Origin of the sequence: Candidatus Desulfovibrio trichonymphae (assembly GCF_002355955.1) — a bacterium.
GTDB lineage: Bacteria > Desulfobacterota > Desulfovibrionia > Desulfovibrionales > Desulfovibrionaceae > Desulfovibrio > Desulfovibrio trichonymphae.
The window spans coordinates 1,085,893-1,101,916 of the sequence record NZ_AP017368.1; the positions used below are offsets into that span (position 1 = coordinate 1,085,893).

Annotated in this window: 15 protein-coding genes and 1 pseudogene; 5 read left to right on the forward strand and 11 right to left on the reverse strand. The window is 57.5% G+C overall.

Annotated features, from left to right (window positions below; all coding sequences use genetic code 11):
• Positions 1-96: 96 nt before the first annotated feature.
• From RSDT_RS05205 to RSDT_RS07910, 8 genes and pseudogenes are all read right to left on the reverse strand, one after another.
• Positions 97-414: a TusE/DsrC/DsvC family sulfur relay protein gene (locus RSDT_RS05205; RefSeq protein ID WP_096399836.1), complete on the reverse strand. Its 318-nt coding sequence runs from the start codon at positions 412-414 to the stop codon at positions 97-99.
• A gap of 387 nt (positions 415-801) precedes the next feature.
• Positions 802-1,370, reverse strand: a pseudogene (locus RSDT_RS07905) (Dyp-type peroxidase).
• Positions 1,367-1,639 (reverse strand): Dyp-type peroxidase domain-containing protein, encoded by a 273-nt coding sequence (locus tag RSDT_RS07225; protein ID WP_197702101.1) that lies wholly within the window; start codon positions 1,637-1,639, stop codon positions 1,367-1,369. Before RSDT_RS07225 ends, RSDT_RS07905 begins: the two are co-directional and overlap by 4 nt.
• A 75-nt stretch (positions 1,640-1,714) precedes the next feature.
• Entirely contained in the window at positions 1,715-2,500 is a 786-nt protein-coding gene (cobM, locus tag RSDT_RS05215) for a precorrin-4 C(11)-methyltransferase (RefSeq protein WP_096399837.1), read from the reverse strand.
• A 49-nt stretch (positions 2,501-2,549) separates the two neighbouring features.
• Positions 2,550-3,923, reverse strand: a complete 1,374-nt coding sequence (gene cbiE / locus RSDT_RS05220; protein WP_096399838.1) for a precorrin-6y C5,15-methyltransferase (decarboxylating) subunit CbiE — start codon at positions 3,921-3,923, stop codon at positions 2,550-2,552.
• Positions 3,911-5,104: a cobalt-precorrin-5B (C(1))-methyltransferase CbiD gene (gene cbiD / locus RSDT_RS05225; RefSeq protein WP_096399839.1), complete on the reverse strand. Its 1,194-nt coding sequence runs from the start codon at positions 5,102-5,104 to the stop codon at positions 3,911-3,913. Before cbiD ends, cbiE begins: the two co-directional genes overlap by 13 nt.
• 84 nt (positions 5,105-5,188) lie before the next feature.
• Positions 5,189-5,566, reverse strand: a complete 378-nt coding sequence (locus RSDT_RS05230) for a hypothetical protein (protein WP_096399840.1) — start codon at positions 5,564-5,566, stop codon at positions 5,189-5,191.
• A 116-nt stretch (positions 5,567-5,682) separates the two neighbouring features.
• A complete protein-coding gene (locus RSDT_RS07910) occupies positions 5,683-6,237 on the reverse strand; it encodes a helix-turn-helix domain-containing protein (RefSeq protein WP_096399775.1) in 555 nt (184 codons plus the stop codon).
• A gap of 455 nt (positions 6,238-6,692) precedes the next feature.
• On the opposite strand from RSDT_RS07910, the gene RSDT_RS05240 reads away from it, so the two are divergent.
• Together RSDT_RS05240 and RSDT_RS05245 are read left to right on the forward strand one after the other, a co-directional pair.
• Positions 6,693-7,991, forward strand: a complete 1,299-nt coding sequence (locus RSDT_RS05240; RefSeq protein WP_096399841.1) for an O-acetylhomoserine aminocarboxypropyltransferase/cysteine synthase family protein — start codon at positions 6,693-6,695, stop codon at positions 7,989-7,991.
• A gap of 101 nt (positions 7,992-8,092) precedes the next feature.
• Complete coding sequence (locus RSDT_RS05245) at positions 8,093-8,389, forward strand: hypothetical protein (protein ID WP_145954816.1); 297 nt, start codon at positions 8,093-8,095, stop codon at positions 8,387-8,389.
• Between the two features lie 133 nt (positions 8,390-8,522).
• Here RSDT_RS05245 and RSDT_RS05250 read toward each other — a convergent pair whose 3' ends face one another.
• The 3 genes from RSDT_RS05250 to modA are packed head-to-tail and all read right to left on the reverse strand — an operon-like array spanning position 8,523 to position 10,775.
• Positions 8,523-9,305 (reverse strand): ATP-binding cassette domain-containing protein, encoded by a 783-nt coding sequence (locus tag RSDT_RS05250; protein WP_096399843.1) that lies wholly within the window; start codon positions 9,303-9,305, stop codon positions 8,523-8,525.
• A 10-nt stretch (positions 9,306-9,315) separates the two neighbouring features.
• Positions 9,316-9,996, reverse strand: a complete 681-nt coding sequence (gene modB, locus RSDT_RS05255; protein WP_096400567.1) for a molybdate ABC transporter permease subunit — start codon at positions 9,994-9,996, stop codon at positions 9,316-9,318.
• 14 nt (positions 9,997-10,010) lie between these two features.
• Positions 10,011-10,775: a molybdate ABC transporter substrate-binding protein gene (gene modA / locus RSDT_RS05260; RefSeq protein WP_172414419.1), complete on the reverse strand. Its 765-nt coding sequence runs from the start codon at positions 10,773-10,775 to the stop codon at positions 10,011-10,013.
• Positions 10,776-10,915: 140 nt separating this feature from the next.
• Here modA and RSDT_RS05265 point away from each other — a divergent pair, with 140 nt between their 5' ends.
• The 3 genes from RSDT_RS05265 (at position 10,916) to der (ending at position 15,995) form a co-directional block, all read left to right on the forward strand.
• Positions 10,916-12,046, forward strand: coding sequence for a TOBE domain-containing protein (locus tag RSDT_RS05265; RefSeq protein ID WP_096399844.1), 1,131 nt, complete (start codon positions 10,916-10,918; stop codon positions 12,044-12,046).
• A 10-nt stretch (positions 12,047-12,056) separates the two neighbouring features.
• Positions 12,057-14,411: a carbamoyltransferase HypF gene (gene hypF / locus RSDT_RS05270; protein WP_096399845.1), complete on the forward strand. Its 2,355-nt coding sequence runs from the start codon at positions 12,057-12,059 to the stop codon at positions 14,409-14,411.
• 201 nt (positions 14,412-14,612) lie between these two features.
• On the forward strand, positions 14,613-15,995 hold the full coding sequence (der, locus tag RSDT_RS05275; RefSeq protein ID WP_096400571.1) for a ribosome biogenesis GTPase Der: 1,383 nt from the start codon (positions 14,613-14,615) through the stop codon (positions 15,993-15,995).
• The last annotated feature ends 29 nt before the right edge of the window (positions 15,996-16,024 follow it).

Consider the following 16,024-nt stretch of genomic DNA (forward strand, 5'->3'; position numbering starts at 1 on the left):
TACTTCGGCGTAAAGGGCGCAAAGCACGCACGCAAAACATAAAAAAGTGGAAGGGAAACCCTTCCGCTTTTTTATGCAAAATATGCGTGCCCCGTATTACACACAGCCTGTGGGCTTAGGCAACCCGGCCATTTTGCAGGCACCTTTGCCGGGGCCTGAGGGGAAAAGCTCGTAAACTTCTTTCAGTTTGTAGCCGGTATTTTTGGAAAGAATGCGCACCATCGGGGCAATACCGTTTTTCCTGTAGTAGTCCTGCAGGAAATCAAGAATTTTCTGATGATCAGCGTTGATTTCAACAATGCCTTCAGATTCCTTCACATATTCCATCCATTCAGGGCACCAGTCGTCAAAGTGCAGCAAAAAGCCATCTTCATCAACTTCAAAGCTTTTACCTTTATAGGTGATCTCAGCCATGCGTGTCCTCCTTGGACTGAATTGCTACATCCGCAAAAGCGATATGCTCTTGCGCCAGGCCAGCCGCCTGCGCCGGTCGAATTCCTAAATTAAAAAACGCCGCTACGCACAAACACCCCGACGTTCGAGATCTTTATGCCACAAAAAAATACCGAAGGCAAGTACCGCCCCTCTTTTTTATGGCTCTAGACCATCATGTTTTTGGCGACCAACCCTTTGAGGCTACAGATAAGCTGCTCCAGCAGCTGATCGTATCGCCACCCACACTCTTCCAGATGCAGTTCAAAGTTCCGTTTCATACCATTATACTTTGAAAGACGACTGCAGGAAACAACAGTACAACGCTTGATTTGGCAAGTGAGAGGCGGTTGTGTATGAAGCCGGGCGCTATTTTCCCAGTTCCTCCAGCAAGTCCTGCGACGGCCCAAAAAACAGGGTTCCTGTCACGGCTGTGCTGAAATCAAGCAGTCTGTCGGTATTGCCAGCCGGGTCGCCGATAAACATGTTCTCCAACATTTTGCGCGTGGTGCTGAACGTGCCGGCATAGCCGATAAAATATGTGCCGATTCTCCTCTGGAAATGGTTGGCGAACGGCATGGTTGTGCGCACGATTTTCAGTTCATTGCCACCCGTGTCCGAGTCGTTCTCGTCCAGTTCCCGATCGTCAAATTTTCTACAGCCTATGGCTTTCTCCTGTTCCTCTGTGGACAAGGCTTCCCAGGCGCGCATATCATGGAGGTATTCTGCACAAAAACATAGCTGCCGCCTTTAAAAACGGCGTCGCCGTCGCCTATGACCGCGAAAGCCGCAGCCTTTCCCTCATCCGGATTTTCCGTCCCATCTACAAATCCTAATGATGGCGCGTCCGTCGAAATATCGGAAGCCGTGCACCCAGGATATGTCACATCGCGCAGGGTTTGGCTAATACCCGCCGCAAGTTCATAGCATGCGCTCATTTTTGCGACGCGTATGTGAAAAAAAAATCTCCAGGCGTGGAAACAGCAACGTATTTTGCCCCTCTAATTTCCTGCAAAACTTCAAGCTCTGCCGGTCTGGGCTGTTCCAGGAAAAGCATCCCCCAAGCATCTGCGCCGAAGCCCATGACGCAACTTGCGTTCAGTGCGGAGAATTTGTTGCGCATGCTCCGCACGAGGGCGGGCAGCTCTCCGCACAGGCTTTTGACTTTTTCCTGTGCGTCGTTTGTCTCCACGAGCCCCAGCACCATAAATACAGCGTTTTCTCCAGGATTTTAAGTAACGTCCTACGTTTTCATTTTTCCCCTTTTTTATGGAGGTTGATGTCACTTTCCGTTGCGGAAGGCATGGCTGAAATCTTCCGCGTACAGGCGCGACGGCGCTCCTGTTTTTCCTTCTGCGGGCAGCACCAGAACGATTGTCTGCGATTCAATATTATGTTCGGCGATGCACGCGGCCATGTTTTCCACATCTGTCCAGATGAGCTTTTCTTCCGGCTGGCTTACGCGGTGCGCGCACAACACGGGCGTTTCCCGCGGCAGCGCGCGTGAGAGCTCATGGCCCAGATTTTCTGCCGCGCGGCCGGCAAGATAGATAGCCATGGAGGTCTCGAAGGTAGCCAGCTTGTGCATGCGCTCGTTGTCCGGCATAGGGATGCGTCCTTCCATGCGGCTGATGACAAGAGTTTGCGTGATTTCCGGCACGGTAAAGGTTATACCGACCGCTGCAGCGGCGGCGCAGGCCGCCGTAACGCCTGGGATGACCCGCCAGGGTATGCCTTCCTGATCAAGCAGTTCCGCCTGTTCCCGTAACGCGCCGTAAAGCGATGGGTCGCCCGTGTGCACGCGCGCCACGTTTTGCCCGGCGAGCGCCGCTTCACGCACAAGGGCGTGGTTTTGCCAGAGTGTCAGCGGCACGGAATTCACAAGACGCGCGGATGCTCCGGCGCAGGCCACAACAGCCAGCGGCACAAGGGAACCCGCATAGAGCACAAGACCGGCGTCTTCAATGGCCTTGCGGCCTCTGACGGTCAGAAGTTCCGGATCGCCTGGGCCCGCTCCCACAAAGGAGACGAGACCGGGGCCGGGCTGCTTCTTGTTCTGTCTAGCCATGCGTGGTTCAATCTCTAACAGGTTGCGGCAACAGCATATTATATCGCGATCAGGCCGGCTTTTGTGCAGCCAGCACAAAAACCGGATTTAATGCCGCCAGATGAACGTCGCTGCCCAAAGGACGGGCCTCCGCAGCCTGTATGGAAACGATTACCACAGGCCAGCCCAGGCTGTCAAAAAAATCGCGGCACAAGTGCAGTGTGTTCAGCAAGGCGCAGTTAACGGCAATGCGGCCGCCCGGCGGCAGACGGAGACTTGCGTGGTGCAGAATGTCCCTGCCTTGTTCACCGGAAAGCCCGCCGCCGATAAAAACGCGCTGCGGATCGGGCAAGGCGGCGAGGCACTGCGGCGCCTCGCCGAGATGCACATCCACTGTCGCCGCGCCGAAACGTCGTCGATTTTCCTCAATGCAAACGGCCCGCTCCGGCTTTTTTTCCACTGCCGTCACGCGGCCCTGATGAGCCAACGCGGCTGCCTCCAGAGCCATGGCGCCGGAACCGGAGCCCAAGTCCCAGACGGCGTGCGCCGGTTCGATGCGCAGTAAAGCAAGGGCCGCCGCGCGCACGGGCGCTTTGGTGACAAGGCTACTCTCCGCCGCGAGGTCCTGTGCGTTCAACCCGAGACAGGGCCGGCGCGCCTTGCCCACGGGCGTCAGAACAAGTGTGCATGCCGGGCCGAAATGCATGCCAGCCGCTTTGTCAAGACTCACATGCGTCGCCGTTTCGTCAGGCGTGTTCAGGTTTTCAAAAATATGCGCGAAAAACCAGTCTACTCCGCGATCAAGCAAATGCCGAGCCAGCGCGTCCGGGCGCGTATGCCCGTCCGTCAGCACAAACAGCGGCGCGTCTGCGCCTGTGGCCGCGTTGAGCGGGGCCATGTCATCACGGCCGTGCAGGGACAGGCAGACAACATTGTGCGAGGGCAGGCCTAGACGGGCGCAGGCAAGCTGCAGGCAACTCACCGCAGGGAGAATGCGCACGACATCCGCACCGAGGCGGCGGACAAGGCTTGCGCCTATGCCGAAGAAAAGCGGGTCGCCGTCGGCCGCGACGAGCACGCGCTTGCCCGCGGCGTGCAGTTGCTCAATGCGGGCGAGAACAGGATCAAGCGGGCAGACAAGCTGCAGGGTATTTTCAGCTTCCGGGGCAATGGCCGCCAGCAGCGCGTGCCCCGCGCACAGCACATCGGCCTCGTTCAGCAGAGCGCGTTGCTGCAGCGTCAGATCGACGCAGCCGCTTGCAATGCCCATGACCGTGACAGGCGCAGATTTTTGCGTTGCAGATTCAAAAACAACGAGAGATTGCAACATTTCCGATATAGGCGGCCATTCGTCGGGTTTTTCCGCCTGATCTTTGCCCTTGGCCGGTCGCGCTGACATTGGCGTCATGCCCGGCAGCATGGCCTGCGTTTTTACGCCGCGCATAGTGCCCTGCCGTCAGTATGAAAAAGGTGCAGCCGCACAGGACGTCCGGCAAAACGTTCTGCTTTTTCAGCGGCAAGAGACATAACCCGCGCAATGACTTGCGACCCGGCCGCGTCGGTGAGCAAAAGTTCAAGCGCCTGGGCGGCGGTGGTGCAGTGATCTACGGCACCGGCGCAGTCTGCGCCGGCGTATGAGCACAGACGGACAAGTTCGTTCAAGCCGGGTTTGCCCTCGCACGCATGGGTGTATGATATGCCTTGAGAAAGTTTGAGGAGCTTGCCGAAAAAGCAGCCCCAGATAATTTTTTTAAAAGGCATGGCCCCGGCCGATTTTAAGGAGAATTCCACAAAATCGGCAGCCTGTATAAAAGCCTGCGGCGTAAGATCAGGGTATGCCGCCATGAGCAGTTTTTCTGAACGCCGGCCGGTGGAAAAACACAGGGCATCGCAGCCTGAGGCGTGCGCCACGGCAAGTCCATGGGTAATGGCGACCTGCCAAGCGGAGTTGCTGAAAGGGCGCACCGTTCCCTGCGTACCCAGAATGGAAATGCCGCCCACGATGCCTAGACGCAGGTTAAGAGTGTGCCTTGCAAGCTCTTCTCCTTGCGGCACGCTGACGATAACGGTCAGAGGCGGGCATGGCCCGCGGCGGCGAGTGGTTTGCGCCGCGTGCAGACCGAGGGCAAAACGCAGTTGTTCTCTGGGCGTTGGGTTGATAGCGGCTTCTCCCGGCGGCACAGGCAGGCCGGGCAATGTAACGCGGCCAACGCCGGGACCACCTGCAATATGTATAAAATGGTCGTCTTCCGGGGTGATATATTGTCGTGATGTGTCGTGGTGCAGCGTCACGTCCGCCGTGATGAGCGCTCCAGACGTGACGTCCGGGTCGTCCCCTCCGTCTTTGCGCACGGCAGCGCGGGCTGTCTGTAACGCGCCGGGAGGTTTTTCCCCTGATTCGAAGAGAAGTCTGGCGCAGCTTTCCACCGGCAATGTCGCAAAGCCTGCGCAGCAACGTCCTGCAAACAACGGCGCACGGCATTTTTCCGGAGGAAGAAATGGCGGAAGGGGAACGCTGACGCTGGTTGGCGCGTGTCCTTCACGCAGCAGGGTCAGCGCGGCCAAGGCAGCGCCGGCTGCCGCTGTGCCGGTGGTGAAGCCCTCGCGCAACACGGCGGGCTTCATGTGTATTCCTCCTGCAGCCACACCCGCCCTCTATCCACCAGAATCACAGCTCCGCTCACAGCCGCTATGTGGTCTGCGCCGTTGTCATAACAGCCGCACGTCCAGCGGAGAACCGTCAGACTGCATAATGAAAAAATCGCGGCGCCCGCCTGTGCGGACAAGCGACAGCGCTCCTGAACCGCAAGTATTTTCAAGGCAGCTTGTTTGCGTATTGTGCATATGAACAAGGGGCAGCATATCAAGACGGCCCTGGCATTCCCGCCAGCACACAATGCCGGCGGCAGGGCAGTCGTTCATCGCCGGGTTTTTGCGCAGTTGCGCCGTCGACCGGCGTTGCCACAGGGCAAGGGGCAGTTGCAGGTGCGGCGTCACCTGCCCCAGCGGGGTTCGGCGTCCTGCGCTGTCAGACAAAGGATGGTGGAGCCGCCACGGCTCCATTTTGAAAAAACCAAGCGCGGGCATGGCAATACTTCAATAGTATATTTGCGTGGAAGTCAACATGGCAAACACGACGAGAGTTTCACTTTTGTGATGTTTTTTGATATTTTTATCAAGTAAAAACAATTAATTACTAGTATCTAATTATTAAAATTTCTGGCATTATTTTCAAGCTGACTATCCTTGACCTCACGCTTTTGCCATACAAAAGACTTTGCGGTTTCGTTGTAGCAAGTTCTTCCGTGCCCCTGAAGCCCTTTCTGCGCAAAGACTTCCGGGACAAAATATCGAACCGTATTTCCACCATGTTGAGCCGTCTTGCGCCTGTCGGCGCGTGGGGATGTTACTTTCCTGCTTATATGCCCACTCGCTGCTTCCAAAGCTGTAAGGAGGCTTATTGTCCCGTTACGTCTGTGTACGTGCCCTTCACGTCCTTGAACCAGTTTCTTCAGCAGCTTGCGGGCAAGGCGGATTCGTTCCATGCGCAACAGCTTCCATACACTGTGCTTTGCCAGTCCCAATTCTTGCGCCAAAAGCGCTCCGTCCCACTGCCCGGATCCTTCCGGCGGTTCTTGTTCAAACTTTTCCAGGACAGCCTTTTTGAAGGCCGAATTCAAATGCGTTGGACGTCCCGTTCGCGGCTTGTCCATAAGGCCGTGTAAGCCTGACTCAATAAATCGTCCTTTCCAGCGCATTACTGTGTAGCTGCACTGGTATGGGACGCTTTACGATGCTTTGTACTGTCTCTCCCGCCATGCAGGCCAGGACTATCCGAGTTCTCTGAACCGTGCCGGATGGTGTTGGCCGACGCGTCGCAAGTTCTTCAAGGCGTACCAGAGTGTCCGCATCACAAGGAATCAACCGGAAAACTTTTTCAAGCATGAATATCATAATAAGAGGTCCAGAGTTCCATACTACAAACACTAAAAAACGCTTTGACACGCCTATAACCAGCGAATGTTGCCAGTTCGCCTGTAAACAATGCCGTGACCTGAACTGTCAAAAAAAGCGCAGAAAATTCCCCCAAGACTGAGCAGAAAAAAGGCTTGCATTCGAGAGCTTGTTGAATTATTAGTTTTCCTGTCGGAATAATAATATTTATGGTCTGTTTTGTAATCAACGTCAAAATTTGAAAAAGGGAGACAGTATCATGGCAAATCCCACAAATACGGCATCCTGGGCTTTTGAGACAAAACAGCTGCACATAGGCCAGGAATGCCCTGATCCTGCGTCGGACGCGCGCGCGGTACCCATTTATCAGACAACTTCCTATGTGTTCAGAGACGCGGCGCATGCGGCGGCGCGTTTCGGACTGGCGGACGCCGGCAATATTTACAGCCGCCTGACAAATTCCACGCAGGACGTGCTTGAAAAACGCCTAGCCGCGCTGGAGGGTGGGGTTGCCGCGCTGGCCGTGGCGTCAGGCGCAGCCGCTCTGACATACACCTTTCTGAATCTGACGGTTGCGGGCGGCCATATTGTATCGGCAAAGACAATTTACGGCGGCACCTTCAATCTGCTTGAGCACACGCTGCCCCTGTACGGCATTACAACGACCTTTGTTGATCCTGATACGCCCGAAGCCTTTGAAAGGGCCATACAGCCGAACACCAAAGCGCTGTTTATTGAAACACTCGGCAACCCGCATTCCAACATTATTGATATTGAGGCTGTCGCCGCTGTTGCACACAGACACAAAATTCCGCTGGTGGTGGACAGCACGTTTACTCCACCCAATCTGCTGCGCCCACTGGAACACGGGGCGGACATCGTTGTTCATTCAGCGACGAAATTCATCGGAGGGCACGGAACCTCTCTTGGCGGTATCATAGTGGACGGCGGAAAGTTTGACTGGGAAGGCAGCGGCAAATTTGCCTCAGTCACTGCCCCCAGCCCCAGCTATCATGGTCTTTCGTTTACAAAAACCTTGGGTGCGCTCGCTTTTGTGGTCAAAATACGGGCCATTCTGCTGCGGGACACCGGCGCCGCCATTTCTCCGTTCAACGCTTTTCTGCTACTCCAAGGCGTGGAAACGCTTTCGTTGCGAGTGGAGCGACACGTGGAAAACGCGCTGAAAGTAGTGGACTATCTGACCCGGCATCCAAAGGTGCAGAAAGTGTATCATCCTTCTTTGCTCGACAGCCCTGACCACAATTTGTACAAAAAGTATTTTCCAAAGGGTGCCGGCTCCATTTTTACCTTTGAAATCAAGGGAGGCGTGAAGGAAGCGCATCAATTTATTGACAGTTTGCAGATATTCTCACTGTTGGCAAATGTGGCCGACGTCAAATCACTCGTAATTCATCCGGCAAGCACAACACATTCACAGCTGAGCGAGGCGGAACTTGCCGAGCAAGGCATCAAATCGAACACAGTCCGCCTGTCCGTCGGCACGGAAAACATCAACGACATCATCGCTGATCTGGAGCAGGCCTTTCAGGCCGTCTGACCTGGAAGCGGAGAAAGCAAAGCCGTCATGAACGGCTTTTTTGCGGCCTGAACGCCTGTATTTTGCTTGAAGCAGGTAGCAATGAGTGGAACCCATAGAATTTGACGTCAATCTGGACGGCTACGATCGGACGCCGCCAGAATGTCATCGCCATGCCGGAGATGCAGCATTCAGCTGTGCTGGGCGCGTTTTCACACCGTAGCGGCCGCGGTGTGCCGCTGATAGACATGCCCACTATCCGGGCAACGGCCTCATCACTAATGAAGACACAAAGTACGGAGTTCAACACTGTCTGCACGGCCTTGCTGGTTTCGCGGGTCAACCGTATTTATCGCCTGAGTTGGACGGATGTGGAAGCGCACGGCAATTTTTGCAGAACATCAGCCAGAATTCCGTGACGGGCGTGGTGCGTCTGAAGGAGTGATCATCCTTCTACCCGATCTCGAAGCCGTTGTGGCCGAGCTTCACCCGGTCATGGCCATCCGCTTCGAGGCGGACGCGCAGTTTACCAAGCCTGACTTGAAGGCGTTTTCAAGCAAGCTCTTTGGGAGGATTATCAGCAGGAACGCGGGGCAGGTGCAGCGGTAAAGCGCGCAGGCACTGGCCGGCCGTGGCAAACTGCTGCCGCAGGCTGCGGTATTCCGCCACAGAGCGGGCCTGACCATTGTCGTATAAAATCAGGTTGTCGGCAAAAACGTCCACGTCGTCCGGGTCGTGTGTGATAATGATAACCGGCATGGTCAGCCCAGCAAACATGGTGAGCAGCTCATCCCTGAGTTTTTCCCGCAGCAGCGTGTCCAAGGCGGAAAAAGGCTCATCCAGCAACAGAAGTTCCGGGTCTGCGTTGAGCGCGCGCGCCAGCGCCGCGCGCTGACGCTGCCCGCCGGAAAGACGGCCCGGCATCTGCCGCGCCAGATGTCCTATGCCGAAACGCTCCAGCAGGACGCAGGCCTTATCCCTTTCTGCGGCCTTCACACGTGAAGGGAAGCAGCCGGTTCTCGGGTAGGCCACGTTCTGCAGGACATTCAAATGTGGAAACAGGGCGTAGTCCTGAAACATATAGCCGACGCGGCGGCGGCGGGCGGGTACAAAAATGTCGGCGTCAACATCGTACAGCACACGTTCGCCAAGGCAGACGCGACCGGCGTCCGGGCACATCAGTCCGGCCAGACAGTGCAGGGTCAGGCTTTTGCCGGAACCGGACGGCCCGAACAGCACCGTGATTTTTTGATCCGGACTGATCGCATATGCCACGTCAAGACAAAAAGGTCTGTCCCCGGTGTGGAAAAATTTGTGCAGCCGTAGGGATATCATACCGCCTGCCTCAACGTCGCCGCACCCGCGACGTCAGAAATTCCGCCGCCATTAAAAGGCTCACGCACACAAGAGAGGCGATGACGACAAGCCGGACGGCCTTCATGTCGTTGCCGGCCTGAAAGGCGTCGTAGATGGCCAGCGCCAGCGTCTGTGTCTTACCGGGAATATTGCCAGCAATCATGATCGTGGCGCCGAATTCGCCCATGCCGCGCGCAAAAGCCAGCATAAGCCCGGCAAAGACTCCCTTCCAGGCCAAAGGCAGAGCAACGCTGATAAAAACACGCCATTCGGAAGCCCCGAGGGTGCGTGCCGCGTTTTCCAGATGCGGATTTACCTGCTCAAAAGCGGCGCGTGCCGATTTGTAAATCAGCGGAAAAATCACTATCGTGGCCGCGATGACGGCGCCCTGCCAGGAAAAAATCAGATTGAGGCCGATGTTGTTGAGCCATTGGCCTATAAGACCGCGTCGTCCGACAAGCAAAATCAGATAGTAGCCGAGCACCGTGGGTGGCAACACCAGCGGCAGGGTGCAGCAGGCGTCGACAAAGGCGGGCAGGGGGCCTTTTTTGCGGGCCAGCAGCCACGCGGCGAGCAGGGCCGCCAGAAAGGAAACCAGCGTCGCCATGCCCGCCACGCGCAAGGAGAGCAACAGGGGAGTGAGCACTGCCCCGTCGTCAAATGTCGTCATAAAAAGCACAAAGTTTACGGCTTGGCAAAACCGTATTTGCCGAGCACGGCTTGCCCTTCGGCCGACAGTATGTAGTCAAGAAATGCCTTGCCCATTTTGGGATTCTTTCCTGTCAGCGCAACGGCAATGGGGTAGAGCACGGACGCATGGCCGGTAAGTGGCATGACCACGTCCACCTTGTCTGCCTGCTTGATGGCGTCTGTGGCGTACACAAAGCCGGCGTTCACTTCGCCGCGCGCCACATAATCCAGCGTCTGGCGCACGCTTGCCCCAAGAATCAATTTTGGCTGCACGGCGTCCCACAGTTTTGCCGTCACAAGCGCGTCGCGGGCATAGCGTCCGGCGGGGACAGAATCCGGGTTTCCAACCGCAATTCGTTCGAATTGTTGAATATCTTTTAAAGCGATGGGTTTTTCGCCCTTCGGCACGATCAGCACAAGGCCGTTGCGGGCGAAATCCGCGCGTGTGGCCGGGTCCACAATCTTTAACTCCACGGCTTTGTCCATTGTGGCCTGATCGGCGGAGGCAAAAACATCCACCGGCGCGCCTTCCTGCATCTGCTTAAGCAACAGATTGGACGAGGCAAAGTTGACGTGCGCCGTCAGACCTGGACGCTGTTTTTCAAATATGCTCTTCAGTTCCGTAAATGCTTCTGTCAGGCTGGCGGCGCCGGAAATGACCATTTCCTCCGCCATGATGCCGGACGGCTGGACGGCCAGAAGAAAGACACCAAGGGCAAGACACGATTTCAGAAAGGCGGGAAAGCGAATTTTTAACATAAATCTTCCTCTCTTTGAAAAAATATACTATTCACGAAACACGACAAAACGGCAAGGGCAGCACGTTTTGCGCGCAAAGCGTGAAGACTGTACAAAACAAGACTTGAGCCTATCAAGAGGAAAATATACATGGGGCAAACATGGAACAATCTGAAACTCGTGAACATCTAACCGCGTTTTTGCGTTCGTGTTCCGCTGCGGACATGGCTTTTCTGCGCAGGCATCTTTTGCGGCGGAACTCGCAGGCATTACTGCGGCACAATATGCGGATAAGCCCGCAGGAACTGCTGGCCGTCGAAAGCCGCTTCCGGGAACACGCGGCAGCAGCGCGCGGCCCGCGTGAACGGCTACCGCGTCTGCGCATGTGGCTTATTTTTATCTTGTTGCGCTACGGGGGGTTGCGTCTGTTTGAAATTTTTGCCCTGAGCCCCGAAGATCTGGATTTGCAAGCGTGCGTCGTGCGCGTGAGCGGCGTTTATGCGCGCGAGGTGCCACTACCGCGCACGGTGAGCCGCCGCCTGCGCAGTGTTCTGGAAAATCCGGTGCTGTATCCGGTAAACGGCAATCTGGCACATTGCGACGCGAGCTATGTGCGGCGCAGCCTGCAAGAGTGCGGCGCGGCCTGCGGCCTGCCGAAGGGCCTTTTAAGCGCCAGAACCTTGCGTTACAGCCGTGCTGTGGAACTAGGGCGGCAGGGCATACCCCTGTCTGTGGTGGATGTTTTTCTGGGCCGGCGCGCAAATGCCGGCCGCAGGTGCATCATGCGTTGCGACCCGCGCGAAGCGTGGAATTTGCTGCGCGAACAGCTGCAAAGGGAGCTTCCCGTGAAAACCAGCGCGAGAAACGTTTTTCAAGGTAGGATTATTTCCCTGCGGCAAGATGGTCTGCTGGTGGAAGCGGTGCTGGGCACAGCCGGAGGTTTGTCCGTCCGAGCTCTAATCACGGACGAAAGCTGCCGTAATCTGGCCATCAGCGAAGGCATGCTGGTCAACGCGAGTGTCAAGGCGCCTTGGATCATGCTGCTGCCGGGCAAAATCCATGAAGGCGGAAGTGCGGCAAACCCGTCCGGGCTGGGAGAAAACTGTTTCCCCGGCTTTGTGGAGCAGGTGCGTGAAGACGCGACGGCAAGGGAAGTGCTGGTCGCTCTGTCGGAGGGCAGCCAAGTGTGCGCCCTGCTGAGCAAAGGGCCGTCTGAAGATAAGCCCTTGCGCGCCGGCGACACGGTGACGGTGCTTTTCAAGGCTTTTTCCGTAATTCTGAGTCTGGATTGACCGGCGCAGCATGCTCCCGCTGATAATACGTCGCGTTTTTACCGCCACAGGGCAGGTGCAGGGCGTCGGCTTCCGCCCTTTTGTCTATAGGCTGGCGCGTGAAGAGGAGCTTACCGGCTCGGTGGGCAACACCTCTGACGGGGTGCGCGTGGAGGTGCAGGGCGAGTCTTCCCGTGTGGGCCGCTTCGCCGTCCGCCTGAGGAAAGAAGCCCCGCCGCTCGCCCGTATTGTTTCGCTTGACGCGGAAGACAAGCCCCCATTGCCCGACGAAAAGGGCTTTGTCATAACGGCAAGCTGCGGCCGTGCAGGGCACAATGTGCTGGTCAGCCCTGACGTGGGCATCTGCGCGGCCTGCCTGGCCGACATGTGCGACCCGGCAAACCGCCGTTACGCCTATCCATTCGCCAACTGCACCAATTGCGGCCCGCGCTACACCATTACACGCGTCACTCCATACGACAGGGCAACCACCACCATGAGCTGCTTTCCGCTCTGCCCCGACTGCGCGGCGGAATACGCAAACCCCGCTGACCGACGTTTTCACGCCCAGCCCATTGCCTGCCCTGTCTGCGGCCCGCGCTTGTGGTTTGTGGCAAAAGGCCTGCCTGAAAGTGGCCCCACAGCAGAAAATCAGCGCAACGCCTTGGCCCGCGCAGGAAATACGCTGCTGGGCGGCGGCATTTTGGCGTTCAAGGGGCTGGGCGGTTTTCAGCTTGTCTGCAATGCCCGCGATATTTCGGCCCTGCGGGAGTTGAGGCGGCGCAAATCGCGTCCGCACAAGCCGTTTGCCCTGATGGTGGGAGATGTGGCTGTTGCGCAAACATTGTGCGATCTGACACCGGAACACGAGGCCCTGCTGCAAAGCCCGGAAAAGCCCATTGTGCTTTGCCCGCGCGCTTCCGGCGGGGAACTGCCCGCGGAGGTGGGCCCGGACATGAAGGGCGTGGGCCTGATGTTGCCCTGCACGCCCCTGCACGCGGCACTTTTTAACTGGCTTGCAGCGCGCGCAGCTGTGCCCCCTATGCTGGTAATGACATCCGGCAACGCCGGCGGCGAGCCCATTTGTCTCGGCAACCGCGAGGCCGTGACGCGCCTTGTGGACATGGCCGACGCCTGGCTGCTGCACGATATGGATATTCTGTCGCGTGTGGACGACAGCGTGCTGGCCCTTCAGCCGACTATGTCCGGAGCAGGGGCGGCCGCGCCGCTGTTTTTCCGCCGCGCGCGGGGGTATGTGCCGACGCCGGTTTTCCTACCGGACGACGGGCCTTGCGTTCTGGGCGCAGGCGCCGAACTCAAGAGCGCCGTCTGTCTCACGCGCGGGACGGCGGCTTTTGTAGGGCAGCATATCGGCGATCTGGAAAATCCGGCCACGCTGGCATTTTATAAAGAAGTGGCTACGCGTCTGGAAACTCTGCTGGAAATACAGCCCAAAGCCATTGTCTGCGACCTACATCCAGATTTTCTTTCCACCCGTTACGCGCTCGCCCGCGCCGCCGGAGAAGGCTTGCCGGTCATGCGGCTGCAGCACCACGCGGCTCATGCTGCCTCGGTACTGGCGGAAAACAACTGTTATGAAGCGGCGCTCGTTTTGTGCATTGACGGCGCAGGCCTTGGCGGGGACGGAACTGTCTGGGGCGGGGAAGTGATCTTTATGGATATTGCCGCTGCGCGCTGGCGGCGCGTTGGCCGTCTTGCGCCTTTCCCTCTGCCCGGCGGGGACGCGGCCACACGCGAGCCCTGGCGTATTGCCCTAGCCTTGCGGAAACGTTGCGGCGCGCAAGGGCTTTTGCCTTCCGAGCAGGGCGAAAAGGGCCATGCCCGCGCCGAGGCCGCTGTGCGGGAAATGCTGGTCCGAAATCTGAACTGTCCGCTGACTTCAAGCTGCGGCCGCCTTTTTGACGCGGTTGCGGCCCAGTTGAACCTGTGCCGGACAACCACGTATGAAGGTCAGGCGGCAGTGCGTCTGGAAGGCGTCGCGGACGCCGTCCTGCTGGAGAACAGCGCCTGCCTGCCGTTGCCGGTCACGGAGCGCGACGGCCTGCTTACGCTGGACAGTATTGCCTTGTTTGACCGCGTTGTGACGGCCCAGCGCGACAACGAGCCTGTAGCCGCTATAGCAGCCTGGTTTCATGCAAGCTTGGCGCGCGGGCTCGCTGACATGGCTGCCAACGCCGCCCGCGCCTGCGGCGTCGACAAAGTCGGGCTTTCGGGCGGGGTCATGCAAAACGCTATTATGGCGCGGCTTTTGCCGCGCTTTCTGGAAGAGCGGGGTCTGACGTCGCTTGCGCACCATGCATTGCCGCCCGGCGACGGCGGGCTGTCTCTCGGTCAGGCCGTCTGGGGCCGCCGTATGCTGCAATAAAAAATTGACGCCGTATTGCGGCTCGGACAAACAGCAATACATGCTTTGTGCAATATAACAGACAAAGAGTCGCCCACTGCCCGGCAGATAATCCATGCTTTCTGACGACAATCCATTGCAGCCAGCAAAACTTCCCCTCTGCCGCAAATGATGATAAACAGTCTCTGGTGCAGTGACAGTCATATTACCAAGGTTGCCGTTATGTCCGATTCCCTGTCCCGCATTGTGCTGGCCGGTCGGCCCAATGTGGGCAAATCCACACTTTTTAATCGTCTGATCCACGCGAACCGCGCCATTACGCACGACAGGCCGGGCGTGACGCGCGACCGCATGGAAGGCATTGTGCGGCGTGACGGTTTGCCTGTTTTCGGCATTGTAGATACAGGCGGCGTCACTCTGGACGCGCACGCCGTCGTGACGGAAGGTCCTGAAGAACTGCGCGGTTTTGAGGCGGATATTTTGCGCCAGACTCAGACTGCGCTGGCTGCGGCTGTCGGCGTTGCCCTTGTTGTGGACGGACGCGAGGGCTTGTTGCCGCTGGACGAGCATCTGGCCGCACACATACGCCGAAAGGGCTTGCCGGCGCTTTGTGTGGTCAACAAGGTTGACGGTCTGGAGCGGGAAGACGAGCTTGCAGCGGAATTTCACACCCTAGGTTTTCCGTTGATCGCGGTTTCCGCTGAACACGGCCACAATATCTCGCTGTTCGCGGAAATGCTTGCGGCGTTTGTGCCCGAGCAGGCGGAAGCGCCCATGCCTCAAGCCCCGGTGTTGCGTCTTGCCATGCTGGGACGGCCGAACGTCGGGAAATCTTCGCTTGTAAACGCACTGGCCGGCGAAGAAAGGATGATTGTCTCCGGGACGGCCGGCACCACACGCGACAGCGTGGACGTACGCTGTGTCAAAAGCTGTCTTGATTATGTCTTTGTAGACACCGCCGGTGTACGCCGCCGCACGAAAATAACGGACAGCGTGGAACAGTATTCCGTCAGCTCGGCGCTCAAATCCAGCGCCATAGCGGATGTGACCCTGCTTGTTCTGGACGCCGCCGAAGGCGTGAGCCAGCAGGACAAACGCCTTATGGACCTGCTGAACACGCGCAAAACTCCTTTTCTTGTGCTGATCAACAAATGCGATCTTGCGCCGCGTGAGGCGCTGAAGCAGCTTGCGAAAAATGTGCGCGCCATGCTGACCTTTTGTACGCATGTGCCTGTACTGCCAGTCTCTGCGGCCACAGGCCATAATTTGAATAAAATTTTGCCGCTGGCATGCAAAATTCATGAGGAATGCCGGGTGCGCATATCCACTGGCCGTCTTAACCGGGCCATGGAGGAAGTGTTGAGCCTTCATCAGCCGCCGGTGGTCAAACGCGCACGGGCAAAGTTTTTTTATTTGACGCAGGCTGAGACAGCCCCGCCGACCTTTGTTTTTTTTGTCAGCAACGCCGAGTGCGTTCCTGAAAATTATCTGCGCTATCTGGAGCGCGCCCTGCGTAAAGTTTTCGGCATCAGCCATGCACCCATGCGCTTGCGTTTGCGCTCAAGCCACAAAAAAAACGGTAACCGGCAGGGCGCGGCAGGTTGAACCTGCCGCTTATATCAGAAGGAAGTCAC

What these genes read in the sequence shown, in the direction of transcription:
- cobM (WP_096399837.1), bottom strand. Translation starts at nt 2,500, where the DNA reads ATGGCTAGACAGAACAAGAAGCAGCCCGGCCCCGGTCTCGTCTCCTTT.
- cbiE (WP_096399838.1), bottom strand. Translation starts at nt 3,923, where the DNA reads ATGCGCGGCGTAAAAACGCAGGCCATGCTGCCGGGCATGACGCCAATG.
- RSDT_RS05205 (WP_096399836.1), bottom strand. Translation starts at nt 414, where the DNA reads ATGGCTGAGATCACCTATAAAGGTAAAAGCTTTGAAGTTGATGAAGAT.
- modB (WP_096400567.1), bottom strand. Translation starts at nt 9,996, where the DNA reads ATGACGACATTTGACGACGGGGCAGTGCTCACTCCCCTGTTGCTCTCC.
- RSDT_RS07910 (WP_096399775.1), bottom strand. Translation starts at nt 6,237, where the DNA reads ATGCGCTGGAAAGGACGATTTATTGAGTCAGGCTTACACGGCCTTATG.
- der (WP_096400571.1), top strand. Translation starts at nt 14,613, where the DNA reads ATGTCCGATTCCCTGTCCCGCATTGTGCTGGCCGGTCGGCCCAATGTG.
- RSDT_RS05240 (WP_096399841.1), top strand. Translation starts at nt 6,693, where the DNA reads ATGGCAAATCCCACAAATACGGCATCCTGGGCTTTTGAGACAAAACAG.
- modA (WP_172414419.1), bottom strand. Translation starts at nt 10,775, where the DNA reads ATGTTAAAAATTCGCTTTCCCGCCTTTCTGAAATCGTGTCTTGCCCTT.
- hypF (WP_096399845.1), top strand. Translation starts at nt 12,057, where the DNA reads ATGCTCCCGCTGATAATACGTCGCGTTTTTACCGCCACAGGGCAGGTG.
- cbiD (WP_096399839.1), bottom strand. Translation starts at nt 5,104, where the DNA reads ATGAAGCCCGCCGTGTTGCGCGAGGGCTTCACCACCGGCACAGCGGCA.
- RSDT_RS07225 (WP_197702101.1), bottom strand. Translation starts at nt 1,639, where the DNA reads ATGGTGCTGGGGCTCGTGGAGACAAACGACGCACAGGAAAAAGTCAAA.
- RSDT_RS05265 (WP_096399844.1), top strand. Translation starts at nt 10,916, where the DNA reads ATGGAACAATCTGAAACTCGTGAACATCTAACCGCGTTTTTGCGTTCG.
- RSDT_RS05250 (WP_096399843.1), bottom strand. Translation starts at nt 9,305, where the DNA reads ATGATATCCCTACGGCTGCACAAATTTTTCCACACCGGGGACAGACCT.
- RSDT_RS05230 (WP_096399840.1), bottom strand. Translation starts at nt 5,566, where the DNA reads ATGCCCGCGCTTGGTTTTTTCAAAATGGAGCCGTGGCGGCTCCACCAT.